The organism is Burkholderia sp. Ac-20345, from assembly GCF_017104825.1.
GTDB lineage: Bacteria > Pseudomonadota > Gammaproteobacteria > Burkholderiales > Burkholderiaceae > Burkholderia > Burkholderia lata_B.
In genome coordinates, this window is record NZ_JAAGPO010000012.1 from 39,627 (window position 1) to 52,459 (window position 12,833).

13 protein-coding genes are annotated in these 12,833 nt (G+C 66.6%); 12 read left to right on the top strand and 1 reads right to left on the bottom strand.

What is annotated here, in order from left to right; all coding sequences use genetic code 11:
- Positions 1–4 precede the first annotated feature (4 nt).
- From kdpC to G3O06_RS08230, 11 genes are all read left to right on the top strand, one after another.
- Positions 5–706 carry a potassium-transporting ATPase subunit KdpC gene (kdpC, locus tag G3O06_RS08180; RefSeq protein ID WP_205815688.1) on the top strand — a complete coding sequence of 234 codons (702 nt, stop codon included), beginning with the start codon at positions 5–7 and terminating at the stop codon, positions 704–706.
- A gap of 80 nt (positions 707–786) precedes the next feature.
- The gene (gene kdpB, locus G3O06_RS08185; RefSeq protein ID WP_174979589.1) at positions 787–2,811 is read left to right on the top strand and encodes a potassium-transporting ATPase subunit KdpB; all 2,025 of its coding nucleotides are present in this window, start codon (positions 787–789) and stop codon (positions 2,809–2,811) included.
- 80 nt (positions 2,812–2,891) lie between these two features.
- Positions 2,892–4,598: a DUF4118 domain-containing protein gene (locus G3O06_RS08190; RefSeq protein ID WP_205815689.1), complete on the top strand. Its 1,707-nt coding sequence runs from the start codon at positions 2,892–2,894 to the stop codon at positions 4,596–4,598.
- On the top strand, positions 4,595–5,329 hold the full coding sequence (locus G3O06_RS08195) for a response regulator (RefSeq protein WP_174916044.1): 735 nt from the start codon (positions 4,595–4,597) through the stop codon (positions 5,327–5,329). The genes G3O06_RS08190 and G3O06_RS08195 overlap by 4 nt, the downstream gene beginning before the upstream one ends.
- A gap of 289 nt (positions 5,330–5,618) precedes the next feature.
- A complete protein-coding gene (locus tag G3O06_RS08200; protein ID WP_174916043.1) occupies positions 5,619–6,392 on the top strand; it encodes an ABC transporter substrate-binding protein in 774 nt (257 codons plus the stop codon).
- A 174-nt stretch (positions 6,393–6,566) separates the two neighbouring features.
- The gene (locus tag G3O06_RS08205; protein WP_174968262.1) at positions 6,567–7,256 is read left to right on the top strand and encodes an ABC transporter permease; all 690 of its coding nucleotides are present in this window, start codon (positions 6,567–6,569) and stop codon (positions 7,254–7,256) included.
- The gene (locus G3O06_RS08210) at positions 7,253–7,966 is read left to right on the top strand and encodes an ABC transporter permease (RefSeq protein WP_205815690.1); all 714 of its coding nucleotides are present in this window, start codon (positions 7,253–7,255) and stop codon (positions 7,964–7,966) included. Before G3O06_RS08205 ends, G3O06_RS08210 begins: the two co-directional genes overlap by 4 nt.
- A gap of 33 nt (positions 7,967–7,999) precedes the next feature.
- Positions 8,000–8,767: an ATP-binding cassette domain-containing protein gene (locus G3O06_RS08215; RefSeq protein ID WP_085040736.1), complete on the top strand. Its 768-nt coding sequence runs from the start codon at positions 8,000–8,002 to the stop codon at positions 8,765–8,767.
- A 93-nt stretch (positions 8,768–8,860) separates the two neighbouring features.
- Positions 8,861–9,295, top strand: coding sequence for a cupin domain-containing protein (locus G3O06_RS08220; RefSeq protein ID WP_175003585.1), 435 nt, complete (start codon positions 8,861–8,863; stop codon positions 9,293–9,295).
- A gap of 294 nt (positions 9,296–9,589) precedes the next feature.
- Complete coding sequence (locus G3O06_RS08225; RefSeq protein ID WP_167347852.1) at positions 9,590–9,727, top strand: HHHH-motif protein; 138 nt, start codon at positions 9,590–9,592, stop codon at positions 9,725–9,727.
- A 60-nt stretch (positions 9,728–9,787) separates the two neighbouring features.
- Positions 9,788–10,255, top strand: a complete 468-nt coding sequence (locus G3O06_RS08230; RefSeq protein ID WP_175000244.1) for a hypothetical protein — start codon at positions 9,788–9,790, stop codon at positions 10,253–10,255.
- A gap of 106 nt (positions 10,256–10,361) precedes the next feature.
- On the opposite strand, the gene phaZ is transcribed toward G3O06_RS08230, so the two are convergent.
- Positions 10,362–11,717 (bottom strand): polyhydroxyalkanoate depolymerase, encoded by a 1,356-nt coding sequence (gene phaZ / locus G3O06_RS08235; protein WP_205815691.1) that lies wholly within the window; start codon positions 11,715–11,717, stop codon positions 10,362–10,364.
- Positions 11,718–12,005: 288 nt separating this feature from the next.
- Here phaZ and G3O06_RS08240 point away from each other — a divergent pair, with 288 nt between their 5' ends.
- Positions 12,006–12,668, top strand: coding sequence for a glutathione S-transferase family protein (locus tag G3O06_RS08240; protein WP_205815692.1), 663 nt, complete (start codon positions 12,006–12,008; stop codon positions 12,666–12,668).
- Positions 12,669–12,833 lie beyond the last annotated feature (165 nt).

Here is a 12,833-nt window from a genome sequence, read left to right on the forward strand (position 1 = left end):
CACCATGATGCAAGGCAATCGCCAGGCAGCGGCCGCCGCCGCGCCGGCACCCGGTTCTTCGTTCGGCGCGGCGACGCGCGGCCTCGTGCGGCCCGTGATCGCTTCGTCGGTCCTGTTCATGCTCGTCACGGGGATCGCGTATCCGCTGGTCACCACGGGCATCGCGAACGTGTTGTTCCCGTCGCAGTCGCGCGGCAGTCTCGTGCAGCAAAACGGCACGACGATCGGCTCGGCAGTGATCGGGCAGCAGTTCAAGCGTGCCGGCTACTTCCACGGGCGGCCGAGCGCGACGGTCGGCACCGATCCGGCCGATCCGTCGAAGACGGTCGACCAGCCGTACAACGCGGCCGGCAGCGGCGCCAGCAACCAGGGCGCCACCAGCAAGAAGCTGCTCGCGGATATCGCGCAGCGTGTGCGTGCGTACCGCCAGGAGAACGCGCTCGCCGCCGGCACGCCGGTGCCGGCGGATGCGGTGACCGCATCGGCGTCGGGGCTCGATCCTGAGATCTCGGTCGCGAATGCACGGCTGCAGGCGGCACGCGTCGCGCAGGCGCGCGGCGTCGATGCCGCGCAGGTCACGGCGCTGGTCGACCGCATCGCGTCGCCGCGCCAGCTCGGCGTGCTCGGCGAACCGCGCGTGCGCGTGCTCGCCTTGAACCTCGCGCTGGACCGCGCATTCGGCCAGGCGGCCGGCGCGAAGCAATAGCAGGAACCACGGAGTCACTCATGTCCCATATCGAAACCCCGATCAATCCAGCAGTGATGCCGGTCGGCGGCGTGCCGCCGATGCGCTGGACGGCCGTGCTGCGCGAGGCATTCCGCAAGCTTGCGCCGCGCGTGCAGTTGAAGAACCCCGTGATGTTCGTCGTGTATCTCGGCAGCATCGTCACGACCGTGCTGTGGCTGCAGGCGCTGACCGGCACGGGCGACGCGCCGGCCGGCTTCATCTTCGCGGTCGCGTGCTGGCTGTGGTTCACCGTGCTGTTCGCGAACGCGGCCGAGGCGCTGGCCGAAGGCCGCGGCAAGGCGCAGGCCGATGCGCTGCGCGCGGCGCGCAAGCGCGTGTACGCGAAGGTGCTCGACGAGCCGAAGCAATACGACAGCACCAGCCATCGCGTGCCGAGCGACGAGCTCGCCGCCGGCAGCATCGTGCTCGTCGAGGCCGGCGACACGATTCCCGCCGACGGCGAAGTGATCGACGGCGTCGCGTCGGTCGACGAATCGGCGATCACCGGCGAATCCGCGCCGGTGATCCGCGAGTCGGGCGGCGATTTCTCGTCGGTGACGGGCGGCACGCGCGTGCTGTCCGACTGGATCATCGTGAAGATCACCGCGCAACCGGGCGAGGCATTTCTCGACCGGATGATCGCGATGGTCGAAGGCGCGAAGCGCGGCAAGACGCCGAACGAAGTCGCACTGACGATCCTGCTCGTTGCGCTGACGATCATCTTCCTGCTCGTGTGCGTGACGCTGCTGCCGTTCTCGCAGTTCAGCGTGCTGCTGAACGCGTCGGGCACGGCGGTGAGCCTGACCGTGCTGATCGCGCTGCTCGTCTGCCTGATCCCGACGACGATCGGTGCGCTGCTGTCGGCGATCGGCATCGCGGGGATGAGCCGCATGATGCGCGCGAACGTGCTCGCGACGTCGGGCCGCGCGATCGAGGCGGCCGGCGACGTCGACGTGCTGCTGCTCGACAAGACCGGCACGATCACGCTCGGCAACCGCGAGGCCGTGCAGTTCCGGCCGGCACCCGGCGTGGACGAGCGCGCGCTGGCCGAGGCCGCTCAACTGTCGTCGCTCGCCGACGAAACGCCCGAGGGGCGCTCGATCGTCGCGCTCGCGAAGCAGCGCTTCTCGCTGAACGTGGCCGCGGCCGCCGGCAGCATCACCGTGCCGTTCAGCGCGCGCACGCGGATGAGCGGCCTCGATATCGGTGAACGCCAGGTGCGCAAGGGCGCGGCGTCGGCGATCCGCGCGCATGTCGATGCGCTCGGCGGTGTGTTTCCTCAAGCGGTCGAGACGGCGGTCAACGATATCGCGCGGCGCGGCGGCACGCCGCTCGTCGTGGCCGACGGTTCCCGCGTGCTCGGCGCGATCGAGCTGAAGGACATCGTCAAGCACGGGATCGCCGCGCGCTTCGCGGAGCTGCGCAAGGTCGGCGTGAAGACCGTGATGATCACCGGCGACAACCGGCTCACCGCGGCTGCGATCGCGGCGGAAGCCGGCGTCGACGACTACCTTGCCGAAGCGACGCCCGAGGACAAGCTGCGGCTGATCCGCGAGCACCAGGCGAAGGGCCATCTCGTCGCGATGACGGGCGACGGCACCAACGACGCGCCCGCGCTCGCGCAGGCCGACGTGGCCGTCGCGATGCACAGCGGCACGCAGGCGGCGAAGGAAGCGGCCAACATGGTCGACCTCGACAGCAACCCGACGAAGCTGATGCAGGTGGTCGAGGTCGGCAAGCAGATGATCATGACGCGCGGCGCGCTGACCACCTTCAGCGTCGCCAACGATCTCGCGAAGTATTTCGCGATCATCCCGGCCGCGTTCGTCGCGACGTATCCGGCGCTTGGCGCGCTGAACGTGATGGGGCTGCACAGCCCGACATCGGCGATCCTGTCGGCGGTGATCTTCAATGCGCTGATCATCGTCGCGTTGATCCCGCTCGCGCTGAAGGGCGTGAAGTATCGCGCGGAGCCGGCCGAGAAGCTGCTGGGGCGCAACTTGCTGATCTATGGCGTGGGCGGGATCATCGCGCCATTCATCGGCATCAAGCTGATCGACATGTTGTTGACGCCGTTTATCTGACCGAACGCGCCGTCGCGGCCCCGCTCACGCCTTCTCGGCGTGCGCGGGGCCGTTCGGCGTTTCAATTGCCGGAAGCGATCATGGATGTGAATGTGAACGTGAGCGAAGCGAATCGACGGACAACGGGGCAGCGGGACACCGCCGCCCGCCGCGGCGAGGCCGGCGTGCGCCGCGACCGCTGGCGAACCGTGCTGCGCGCGTGCGCGGCGCTGGCCGACCGCATCGCGGGCGCCGGGCCCGACACGCGGCCGACGCTGGCCGTGCGTGAAGCGCGCCCGCGCACGCACGTGTGGGTGTCGCAGTACGCGGTGCCGCTGCTGCTCGCCACGCTCGTGTGTGCGCTGGCGACGCTCGCGGCGAGCGCGCTGCTGCGCGTGTTCGACCTGTCGAACGTCGTGATGCTGTTCCTGATGACCGTCGTGCTGATCGCGCTGCGGCTCGGCCGGCTGGCCGGCGCGTGGGCGGCGTTCGTGTGCGTCGGCTGCTTCGACTTCTTCTTCGTCGAGCCGAGGCTGTCGTTCGCGGTGTCCGATACGCAGTACGTGTTCACGTTCGCGCTGATGCTGGCCGTCGCGCTCGCGATCGGCCAGCTCGCGGCGCGCTTGCGCGCGGAGGCGCGCGCCGCGCGCGCGAACGAGAAACGCTCGGCCGCGCTTGCACGGGTCGCGCATGACCTGTCGGCCGCGATCGAGACCGAGCAGATCGCGTCGATCTGCACCGGCACGATCGCGCCGCTGCTCGGTGTGCGCGTCGCACTCGTGCTGCCGGATGCGGATGACCATCTGATGCCGGCGCAGCACGCCCGGTTCGTCGAAGCACCGATCGCCCGCTGGGTCTACGAGAATGCGCGCGGCGCCGGGTGCGGGCTGCCGCCGTTCGAGCGCGCGGCCGCGCAATACCTGCCGCTGAAGGCGCCGATGCGCGTGCGCGGCGTGCTCGTGCTGTTCGGCGACGCGCAGCCGGTACCGACGGACCCCGACGATCGCCGCCTGATCGATGCGCTGTGCTCGTCGATCGCGATGGCGCTCGAACGCGTGCACTACGTCGGCGTCGCGCAGCACACGCTCGTCCGCATCGAAGGCGAGCGGCTGCGCAATGCGCTGCTCGCCGCGGTGTCGCACGACCTGAAGACGCCGCTGACCGCGATCCGTGGGCTCGCCGAGACGCTGGAGCGGCCCGAGCGGCTGGCCGAAGGGCAGCCGGCGGCACTCGCACACGGCATCCGCAACCAGGCCGAGGCGCTGCACGGGCTCGTCGTGAACCTGCTCGATCTCGCGCGCATGCAGAGCGAGGGCGTGCGGCTGAATCGCGAGTGGCACATGCTCGACGAGATCGTCGGCAGCGCGCTCGCGCATTCGGCGGGCGTGCTGGCCGGCCGCGACGTGAGCGCCGACTTGCCGGCCGACCTGCCGCTGATCGACGTCGATGCGCTGCTGATCGAGCGCGTGCTGATGAACCTGCTCGACAACGCGTCGAAATACGCGGGCGCGGACGCGGCCGTGGCGGTGCGCGCACGCGTGTTCGGCGAAACGCTCTACGTATTCGTCGAGGACGACGGGCCCGGCTTCGTCGCGCGCAACACCGAGCCGCTGTTCGAGCCGTTCGAGCGCGAACGCAAGGAATCGTCGATCAGCGGCGTGGGGCTCGGGCTCGCGCTGTGCCGCAGCATCGTCAACGCGCACGGCGGCTCGATCCGCGCGGTGCCGCTCGATCCGCACGGCGCGCGGTTCGAGATTCGCCTGCCACTGGGCGCGCCGCCCGATATCGAACACGAGAGCCGGACATGATCAGATCGCGCGTACTTATCGTCGAGGACGAAGCGGACATCCGCCGTTTCGTGCGGATGGCGCTGGAACAGGAGGGGCTCGACACCTGCGAGGCGTCGACGGCCCGCGAGGCCCGGATGTATGCGTCGAGCAGCAAGCCCGATCTCGTGATCGTCGATCTCGGGCTGCCGGACGATGATGGCAAGACCTTCATCCGCGAGCTGCGCGAGTGGTCGACGGTGCCGGTGATCGTGCTGTCGGCGCGCCAGCAGGAAGTGGAGAAGGTCGCGGCGCTCGATGCGGGCGCGGACGATTACCTGCCGAAGCCGTTCGGCGTGCCCGAATTGCTGGCGAGGGCACGCGCTCAGTTGCGGCGCGCGGCATTCGTGTCGGCCGACGGGCAATCGTCGTCGATCGTGCGGTTCGGCGACGTGACGGTCGATCTCGGCAAGCACGAAGTCGCGCGTGGCGGTGAGCCCGTCCACCTGACGCGCCTCGAATTCCGGCTGCTCGCCGCGCTGATTCGCGCGCGGGGCGGCGTGATCGCCGCGCGGCAATTGCTGGCGGAGGTCTGGGGTATCCACGACGCGGATCGCGCGCACTACGTGCGCGTGTACATGACGAACCTGCGGCAGAAGCTCGAACCGGTGCCGGCGCGCCCGCGGCACTTGCTGACGGAGCTGCAGTTCGGCTACCGGCTGGTCGGTCTGGAAACGGTCGGGATGGCGGACGGGCCGCGCGGTGCGGTGTAGTCAGGTCTAGACAAGTGAAAGCCGGCTCACGGCGGCGCGCGTACGTCTGGAGAAAGCTGTTGTTTAGCTTTTCGTAATTCGTAATTAATTGAAATTAAAGGAAAAATGCCGTTGTCGAAACAATCCGCCGACAACTAGTGATAAACACGGATTGCTGGCACACCTTCTGAAAAGGCAAAGTTGTATGTACAACTTGGGGCGTCGCCGGAAGGGCGACCCCGGGTTGGAAGGGTTCACGGCGGCGCCGCCCGACGGGACCCCTGCCCAGTTCGCCTCTGACAGGAACGCCATGAAGAAACTCGCGCTCAGTATTGCCCTTGCCTGCATCGCGGTCGGTGCCCACGCCAAGGATTGGTCGACGATCCGGTTCGGCGTCGACGCCAGCTATCCGCCGTTCGAATCGAAGGACGCAAGCGGCAAGGTCGTCGGCTTCGACGTCGATCTCGGCAACGAGATCTGCGCCCGCCTGAAGGCGAAATGCGTGTGGATCGAGAACGACTTCGACGGGATGATTCCCGCGCTGAAGGCGAAGAAGTTCGACGGCGTGTTGTCGTCGATGTCGATGACGCCGGCGCGTGCCGAGCAGATCGCGTTCTCCGACAAGCTGTTCAACACGCCGACGCGTCTCGTCGCGAAGAAGGGCGCGAACCTGCAGCCGACGGCTGAATCGCTGAAGGGCAAGTCGGTCGGCGTCGAGCAGGGCACCATCCAGGAAACCTACGCGAAGGCGTACTGGGCGCCGAAGGGCGTGCAGGTCGTGCCTTACCAGAACCAGGACGGCGTGTACCAGGACCTGATGTCGGGCCGCCTCGACGCGGCGCTGCAGGACGCGGTGCAGGCCGACATCGGCTTCATGAAGACGCCGCGCGGCGCGAATTTCGAATTCGCCGGCAAGGACATCGACGATCCGAAGACGCTCGGCAATGGCGCCGGCATCGGGCTGCGCAAGGACGACGCCGACCTGAAGGCGAAGATCGACCACGCGATCGCCGACATCATCAAGGACGGCACGTACAAGAAGATCGAGAAGAAGTACTTCGCGTTCGACGTCTACGGCGGCTGACCCTGCATGCGGCGCGCATCGGCTGTGGCGCGCGCCGCGTTCGTTATGGGTGCAACCCGCTTCGCGTGATGCGTCCGACTTGATGAGCAGGTTGCATCAGGTAGTGCGCAGATATCGTTTGATGCGCGGCTAATGGCTATTGACAATCCAGCCACCTCGTTCTGGATCCCTCATATGATCTTCCAAGGATTTGGCCCGCTGCTGTGGGCCGGCACGGTCGAGACCGTGAAGCTCGCGGTGCTGTCGCTCGCCGCGTCGCTCGTGCTGGGCCTCATCGGCGCGAGCGCGAAACTGTCGACGAACCGCATGCTCAAGTCGGTCGGCACCTTCTACACGACGCTGATCCGCGCGGTGCCGGACCTCGTGCTGATGCTGCTGCTGTTCTACGGGATCCAGATCCTGCTGAACAACTTCACCGACATGCTCGGCTGGGACCAGATCGACATCGATCCGTTCGTGGCGGGCGTCATCACGCTCGGCTTCATCTACGGCGCGTATTTCACAGAGACGTTCCGCGGCGCGTTCCTCGCGGTGCCGCGCGGCCAGCTCGAAGCCGGCTTCGCGTACGGGATGAGCGGCTGGCGCGTGTTCCGCCGCATCCTGTTCCCGCAGATGATGCGCTTCGCGCTGCCCGGCATCGGCAACAACTGGCAGGTGCTCGTGAAGGCCACCGCGCTCGTGTCGATCATCGGCCTTGCCGATGTCGTGAAAGCGTCGCAGGACGCGGGCAAGAGCACGCTCGATTTCTTCTTCTTCACGCTGGCTGCAGGCGCGATCTACCTCGCGATCACGACGGTGTCCAACGTCGTGCTGCATCACCTCGAGAAGCGTTATTCCGTGGGCGTCCGGAGGCTCGCACTGTGATCGAACTCGTCAGCCAGTACTGGCAAAGCTATCTCTACACCGACGGCTACCGCTTCAGCGGCCTCGCGATCACGCTGTGGCTGCTGGTCGTGTCGATCGCGCTGGGCTTCGCGCTCGCCGTGCCGCTTGCGATCGCGCGCGCATCGTCGAACCGCTGGATCTCCGGCCCGGTGTGGCTCTATACGTACGTGTTCCGCGGCACGCCGCTCTACGTGCAGCTGCTGATGTGCTACACGGGCATCTACAGCCTGCAGGTCGTGCACAACCACGTGCTGCTCGACACGTTCTTCCGCAACGCGATGAACTGCACGCTGCTCGCGTTCGTGCTGAACGAATGCGCGTATGCGACGGAGATCTTCGCGGGCGCGATCAAGGCGACGTCGGCCGGCGAGATCGAAGCCGGCATGGCCTACGGGATGTCGCGCTTCAAGCTCTATACGCGGATCATCCTGCCTTCCGCGCTGCGCCGCTCGCTGCCGAGCTACAGCAACGAAGTGATCCTGATGCTGCACGCGACGACGCTCGCGTTCACGGCAACCGTGCCCGACATCCTGAAGGTCACGCGCGACGTCAATTCGGCGACGTACATGTCGTTCGAGGCCTACGGCATCGCAGCCGTGCTGTACGCCGTCGTCGTGTTCACGCTCATCTGGGCGTTCCGCAAGCTCGAGACGCGCTGGCTCGCGTACCTCTCGCCGCGCGGCCATTAACGCATTCGCAAGATTCGCAAGGAAGGACCCAGCATGTACAAGCTTACCGTTGACAACCTGCACAAGAAGTTCGGCGACAACGAGGTGTTGAAGGGCGTGTCGATGAAGGCGAAGGCCGGCGACGTGATCAGCATCATCGGCTCGAGCGGCTCGGGAAAGAGCACGTTCCTGCGCTGCATCAACTTCCTCGAGCAGCCGTGCTCGGGGCAGATCACGATCGGCAGCGAGCCGATCCAGACCACCCGCGACCGCAACGGTTCGCTGCGCGTGGCCGACCAGAAGCAGCTGCAGCGGATGCGCACCAAGCTGTCGATGGTGTTCCAGCACTTCAACCTGTGGGCACACATGACGGTGCTCGAGAACGTGATCGAAGCGCCGATGGCCGTGCTCGGCGTCAGCAAGGACGAAGCGATCGCGCGGGCGCGCAAGTACCTGGAGAAGGTCGGCCTCGCGCCGCGCGTCGAGGGCATGTATCCGTCGCACCTGTCGGGCGGCCAGCAGCAGCGCGTGGCGATTGCACGTGCGCTCGCGATGGAGCCGGAAGTGATGCTGTTCGACGAGCCGACGTCGGCGCTCGATCCGGAGCTGGTGGGCGAAGTGCTGAAGGTGATGCAGAAGCTCGCCGAGGAAGGGCGTACGATGGTTGTCGTCACGCACGAGATGGGCTTCGCACGCAACGTGTCGAATCACGTGATCTTCCTGCACCAGGGGAAGATCGAGGAGGAAGGGAATCCGCAGGAGATTCTCGTGAATCCGAAGAGCGAACGGCTCGGGCAGTTCCTGTCGGGGCGGTTGAAGTAAGCCGGCAGGCGGCGTCGCGGGCTGCCCGGGACGCCGCACACTGGAACGCTAAATGCTTGTCACGCGTGATCCTTTCGATGAAGGAGCACCGCGATGAGCACACCGACCACCACCGCCTTTTCCCATGTGAAGCCGCAGGACACCGCCTATCACGGCGAAGGCCTGCGCGACTTCTTCCTGTACCGCGATCTCGGTATCGCGGCCGCGACGAACGGCAAGGTCGTCGCGCAACTCGTCCGGGCGAATCATGCACCGGAGGCGGGCACCGGCTGGCACCGTCACGAGGCCGAGTTCCATATCGTGATCATGCTGAAGGGCTGGGCGCGCTTCATGTACGGCGAACGCGAGACGCTGGTGAGCGCCGGCGACTGCGTGCATCAGGCGCCGGGAATCGTCCATTACCTGTTCGACTACTCGCCGGACATGGAGTATCTGGAGATCGTCGGGCCCGCCGATTTCAAGTCGATCGATGTCGAGGGGCCGTGCGCGGTGCCGCCGCCGACGCCGTGGGGAGAGGCGGGGGCGTAGCTGCCGCGCATGATGCGCACGCGTGTGACAAACCGCCTTCGGGCGGTTTTTTCGTTATGGCGCTCCGAGCGCACCCGCGGCCCGCTTTCCTCTTCGTTACATTCTTTCGAATCCTAAGGGTTGCGAATCTGAAGATCCGGAAAGAAAAGAAAGACATTCGTCAGCTTCGGCGCGTTGACGGCACTGCGATGTCAAAGATCGTCAATTGCGGGTGGATGCGGTGCACGGCCTGTCGACGACCGGCGTTAAGGAGGTACCAGCCGGATCACCGGTTGATTTACCCGGGAGAGTTTCATGAAGCGCATCGCGAAGATCCTGACGGCCACCGCAGTGGCATGTGCCGTTCTTGCTCCGGCACTGGCCGAAGCGCATTCGCACCGTGTGTGCCATTTCGATCACCACCACCATCGCGTGTGCCGCTGGGTGCGGTAACGCGACTTTCCCGGGGATACCCGGAACGCATTCGTTGTTCAGGCAAATCAGGAGAGGATCATGAAAAAGACGATGTTGATCGCCGCGCTGGTCGCCGGCATGGGTATGTCGATCGGTGCGTTCGCGCAGGTGCCGGCCAGCGCGCCGGCCGGCACGACCGGTCTGTGCAAGGACGGCTCGTTCTACTCGGGCGCGTCGAAGAAAGGTGCATGCGCGGGCCACAAGGGTGTGAAGACCTGGTACGGCGCATCGTCGGCGGCAGCCGCGAGCGCACCGGCCGCAGCGCCGGCAACGGCAGCCTCCGCTGCGCCTGCATCCGGCACCGCGCCGGCGAAGAGCGCGGCTGCAACGACCGCGGCGGCAGCGCCGGGCGGCGGCGCGGGCAAGGTATGGGCCAACGACAGCACGAAGGTCTATCACTGCTCGACCGACAAGTACTACGGCAAGACGAAGCACGGCAGCTACATGTCGGAAGCGGATGCGAAGACGAAGGGCTACCACGCGTCGCACGGCAAGGCCTGCTCGTAACGCAGGCTGACGCGCGAGGCCGCTTCCTCGCGCGTCGTCCGCTCGCTGCAGCACCTCGCGCCCCGCCATCCCCGGCGGGGCGTTTCATTTTCAGCGCCGTATGGCTTCAGTGGGCGTGATTCGATTGCGTGTCGGTCGCCGCATCGTGCTCCGCTGCGCGGGCATCGAGCAGCGCGCGCAGCGTCACGTAGTGCGTGCCGTTCGTGTCGCCTTCCGCACCCGCGGTGCGATCGTACGGCTCGTTGTCATGGATCGTCGCGCGTACGATCGGATAGATCTGCGTTTCCCATCGGCTGCCGTTGAACACACCGTAGTGGCCCGCCCCCGTCTGCACGTGGTGCGTCTTCAGATACGGCGGTAACCCCGAACACAGTTCCTGCGCGGCCACCGTCTGGCCCACTGCGCAGATATCGTCTTTCTCGCCTTCGATCGTCAACAGCGCGGTGCGATGAATCGCCGCCGGTTCGACGAGCCGATCCCCGACCGTCAGTTCGCCACGCGCGAGTGCATATTGCTGGAACACCTTCTCGACCGTTTCCAGATAGAACTCCGCAGTGAGATCGGCAGTGGCGAAGTATTCGTCGTAGAAGTGCCGCAGCGTGTCGGCCTTCGCCGGATCGCCTTTCGCGCGCTCGTAGTACAGGTCGGCGAACGACGCCGCATGACGATCGGGATTCATCGACATGAACGCGCCGACCTGCACGAAGCCCGGATACACGCAGCGCTGCGCCCCGACGAAGCCCGCCGGCACGACGCTGATCAGGTTGCGCGCGAACCATTCGATCGGCTGGCTCGTCGCGAGCGCGTTGACCTTTGTCGGATTCACGCGGCAATCGATCGGGCCCGCCATCAGCGTCAGGCTCGCGGGCTGCGCCGGATCGCCGCCGGCGGCCATCAGCGCGACCGCCGCGAGCGCGGCGACGGTCGGCTGGCAGATCGCGAGCACGTGGGCATCCGGGCCGATCTGACGGATGAAGTCGATCACGTGCGCGACGTATTCGTCGAAACCGAAGCGCCCGGCCGACAGCGGGATGTCGCGCGGGTTGTGCCAATCGGTGATGTACACGTCGTGGTCGGCCAGCATCGTATGCACGGTGCCGCGCAACAGCGTCGCGAAATGCCCGGACATCGGCGCGACGATCAGCACGCGCGGCTGGCGCGCCACCGGCAGCGCCTTGCGGAAATGCAGCAGCGTGCCGAACGGTGTGGCCGCGGCGGCTTCCTCGACGATCGGCACCGTTTCGCCGTCGACGACGATCGACGCGATGTCGAACGGCGGACGCCGATGCGAGAACGCGCAGCATTCGAGCAGTTCGCACAGCGCGTCGAGCATGCGGCCGGTCGGCGTCGATGTAGCGGGCGGCCACAGCGACATCGTCGCGCGGGCGGCGGCGGCCCATGCGCGCGCCGGGCGCGTGCATTCGGCAGACCATTGATAGAACGGATAGGCAAGCAGATTCATGACCTTCGCTCGTTGTGCCGCGTTGCCTTGAACGAGGCAAGCGATGTGCCAGCCTGCGGCTGGCACGCGCGTTGCACGCGGTTCGGGAGCGCGGCGACGCAGGCGGCACGCGACACACGGCAGCCGCGCGCGATGCGTTGCCCGGCCGGCCTGGCGTGCGGCACGTGCCGCGACAGCGTGCGGTGCTGCGCCAGTTCGGCGAATGTGCCGCACAGGCATGGTGCGGGTGATGCCGCGTGGCGTCCGTTTCGGTGCAGGGGCACGAACGGCTTTGGACAGGGGAGCGACATGGAAGTCACCGGACAGACGACGCTGACCATCAGCAGCCGCAATTACTCGTCGTGGTCGATGCGCGGCTGGCTGCTCGCGAAGCTGAGCGGGCTCGTGTTCGAGACGGTCAGCGTGCCGATCGATGCCGCGTCGCGTGCGGAATTGCTGCTGCTGTCGCCGTCGATTCTCGTGCCGTGCCTGACACACGACGGCAACACGGTGTGGGACACGCTTGCGATCGCCGAATACCTGAACGAAATCCGGCCGCAGGCGCGGCTGCTGCCTGAAGACCGGAAAGCACGCGCGCATTGCCGCTCGATCTGCGGCGAGATGCATTCCGGTTTCAGCGCGTTGCGATCCGCATTGCCGATGAACCTGCGCGCGCATTTCCCCGGCTTCCGGATCTGGTCGCGCGCGCAGCACGACATCCAGCGGATCGTGACGATCTGGCGTGAATGCCTGGCCGCGTACGGCGGCCCCTGGCTGTTCGGCGCGGAGATCGGCATTGCCGACGCGATGTATGCGCCGGTTGTCACGCGCTTCCTGACCTACGACGTGAAACTGGAGCCCGATATCGCCGAGTACTGCATGCAGGTGCTCGCGCATCCGTTCGTGACGGAGTGGATCGATGCGGCGAAGGCGGAGCACGAAGACATCGACGAACTCGACATGGAGTTCTGACGCGCCGGATCACGTGCGGCGCACGCGCTGTGACGCACGACGCATTCAAATGTCGGATGAATGGCGTCTGGCCAAAGCGCGCTTAAATCGGACGAATCGTTGCACGGCGTGAGGCCCCGTGCGGCGGGCCTCGCGCGCTATCGGGGTAAACATCGCGGGCGCGCT

What these genes read in the sequence shown, in the direction of transcription:
- G3O06_RS08220 (WP_175003585.1), top strand. Translation starts at nt 8,861, where the DNA reads ATGAGCACACCGACCACCACCGCCTTTTCCCATGTGAAGCCGCAGGAC.
- G3O06_RS08230 (WP_175000244.1), top strand. Translation starts at nt 9,788, where the DNA reads ATGAAAAAGACGATGTTGATCGCCGCGCTGGTCGCCGGCATGGGTATG.
- G3O06_RS08215 (WP_085040736.1), top strand. Translation starts at nt 8,000, where the DNA reads ATGTACAAGCTTACCGTTGACAACCTGCACAAGAAGTTCGGCGACAAC.
- G3O06_RS08225 (WP_167347852.1), top strand. Translation starts at nt 9,590, where the DNA reads ATGAAGCGCATCGCGAAGATCCTGACGGCCACCGCAGTGGCATGTGCC.
- G3O06_RS08200 (WP_174916043.1), top strand. Translation starts at nt 5,619, where the DNA reads ATGAAGAAACTCGCGCTCAGTATTGCCCTTGCCTGCATCGCGGTCGGT.
- G3O06_RS08240 (WP_205815692.1), top strand. Translation starts at nt 12,006, where the DNA reads ATGGAAGTCACCGGACAGACGACGCTGACCATCAGCAGCCGCAATTAC.
- G3O06_RS08190 (WP_205815689.1), top strand. Translation starts at nt 2,892, where the DNA reads ATGGATGTGAATGTGAACGTGAGCGAAGCGAATCGACGGACAACGGGG.
- kdpB (WP_174979589.1), top strand. Translation starts at nt 787, where the DNA reads ATGCGCTGGACGGCCGTGCTGCGCGAGGCATTCCGCAAGCTTGCGCCG.
- G3O06_RS08195 (WP_174916044.1), top strand. Translation starts at nt 4,595, where the DNA reads ATGATCAGATCGCGCGTACTTATCGTCGAGGACGAAGCGGACATCCGC.
- G3O06_RS08205 (WP_174968262.1), top strand. Translation starts at nt 6,567, where the DNA reads ATGATCTTCCAAGGATTTGGCCCGCTGCTGTGGGCCGGCACGGTCGAG.
- kdpC (WP_205815688.1), top strand. Translation starts at nt 5, where the DNA reads ATGATGCAAGGCAATCGCCAGGCAGCGGCCGCCGCCGCGCCGGCACCC.
- phaZ (WP_205815691.1), bottom strand. Translation starts at nt 11,717, where the DNA reads ATGAATCTGCTTGCCTATCCGTTCTATCAATGGTCTGCCGAATGCACG.